Source organism: Streptococcus sp., from assembly GCF_019414905.1.
GTDB lineage: Bacteria > Bacillota > Bacilli > Lactobacillales > Streptococcaceae > Streptococcus.
In genome coordinates this window covers 1-1887 of sequence record NZ_DXLC01000271.1, presented here as the reverse complement: position 1 = coordinate 1887, position 1887 = coordinate 1, and the positions used below count along the sequence as shown (strand labels likewise).

Sequence of the window (1887 nt, the reverse complement as noted above, 5' to 3'; positions counted from 1 at the left end):
ATTCAGGACAATATCCAACTTGCCCAAAATCATGACGCAGTGGACACAGTGGTAGAAGCGGTTGATACTATCGTTGAAAGTACCAATGGTCAATTCATTACAGATATTCCAAATCGTGCTCACCTTTATCAAGGACAAACACCTCAAACATTCCGTTGCAAGGACTTCATGGACCTTTACGGTTCTCTCTCTGCTGAAGAGAAGGAAATCTTGACAGATGCATGTAAAATATTTGTCATTAAAGGAAAAGATGTGGCCTTGGCCAAGGGTGAATATTCAAATCTTAAAATCACAACCGTAACAGATTTGAAGATTGCAAAAAGTATGATTGAGAAAGACTAGTAAAATGATTAATCAAATTTATCAACTAACTAAGCCTAAGTTTATCAATGTCAAATATCAGGAAGAGGCTATTGACCAAGAGAATCATATCCTCATCCGCCCTAATTATATGGCGGTCTGTCATGCGGATCAGCGTTACTACCAAGGAAAACGTGATCCTAAGATTTTGAATAAAAAGCTTCCAATGGCGATGATTCACGAGTCATGTGGAACCGTTATTTCTGACCCGACGGGAACCTATGAGGTTGGTCAAAAAGTTGTCATGATTCCAAATCAGCCTCCTATGCAGAGTGATGAAGAATTCTATGAGAACTACATGACAGGGACCCATTTCTTGTCTAGTGGTTTTGATGGCTTTATGAGAGAGTTTGTTTCTCTCCCTAAAGATCGTGTGGTGGCTTATGATGCCATTGAAGACACGGTTGCAGCGATTACAGAGTTTGTCAGTGTCGGCATGCACGCTATGAATCGTCTATTGACCCTCGCTCATAGCAAGCGGGACCGAATCGCCGTTATCGGAGATGGAAGTTTAGCATTTGTGGTTGCCAATATTATCAACTATACTTTGCCAGAAGCAGAGATTGTGGTTATTGGTCGTCATTGGGAAAAATTGGAACTTTTCTCATTTGCCAAAGAATGCCATATTACTGATAATATTCCTGAAGATTTGACCTTTGACCATGCTTTTGAGTGTTGTGGTGGTGATGGTACTGGACCAGCCATTAATGACTTGATTCGCTATATTCGTCCTCAGGGAACGATTCTCATGATGGGTGTTAGCGAGTATAAAGTCAATCTCAATACACGCGATGCCTTAGAAAAAGGCTTGCTCTTGGTTGGTTCCTCTCGTTCTGGTCGCATTGATTTTGAAAATGCAATCCAAATGATGGAAGTCAAGAAATTCGCCAATCGTCTTAAAAATATCCTTTATCTAGAAGAACCTGTAAGAGAAATTAAAGATATTCACCGTGTCTTTGCAACCGATTTAAACACAGCCTTTAAAACCGTGTTTAAGTGGGAAGTATAAGTGCTGGAGGTTAATTGTGGAGAAAATCATTAAAGAAAAAATTTCTTCCCGACTTAGTCAAGAAGAGGAAGTCCTCAGTGTTGAACAATTGGGGGGAATGACCAATCAAAACTATTTGGTCAAAACAACAAATAAGCAATACATTGTTAAATTCTTTGGTAAAGGGACAGAAAAGCTTATCAATCGTCAAGATGAAAAGTACAATCTTGAACTGCTAAAGGATTTAGACCTAGATGTAAAAAATTATCTTTTTGATATTGAAGCTGGTATCAAAGTAAATGAGTATATCGAATCTGCGATTACGCTTGATTCAACGTCAATCAAGACCAAATTTGATAAAATTGCTCCAATATTACAAACGATTCATGCTTCTGGTAAGGAATTAAGGGGAGAATTTGCTCCTTTTGAAGAAATCAAAAAATACGAATCCTTGATTGAAGAGAAAATCCCTTATGTCAACTATGAAGCTGTTCGAGAAGAAGTCTTCTCCTTAGAGAAAAGACTGGCTGACTTAGGTG

Annotated in this window: 2 protein-coding genes and 1 pseudogene; all 3 read left to right on the top strand. The window is 38.6% G+C overall.

Annotation, left to right across the window (positions count from 1 at the left end; genetic code table 11):
* The coding region (locus QZ359_RS08305; protein WP_293965617.1) for a D-ribitol-5-phosphate cytidylyltransferase at nucleotides 1-342 on the top strand (342 nt) is incomplete at its 5' end.
* Between the two features lie 4 nt (nucleotides 343-346).
* Nucleotides 347-1369, top strand: a complete 1023-nt coding sequence (locus tag QZ359_RS08300; RefSeq protein ID WP_203176496.1) for a ribitol-5-phosphate dehydrogenase — start codon at nucleotides 347-349, stop codon at nucleotides 1367-1369.
* 16 nt (nucleotides 1370-1385) lie between these two features.
* Nucleotides 1386-1887, top strand: a pseudogene (locus tag QZ359_RS08295) (choline kinase); the annotation flags it as partial.

Bases quoted from the DNA above. Each gene is read 5' to 3' on its own strand.
- QZ359_RS08300 (WP_203176496.1), top strand. From the start codon at position 347: ATGATTAATCAAATTTATCAACTAACTAAGCCTAAGTTTATCAATGTC.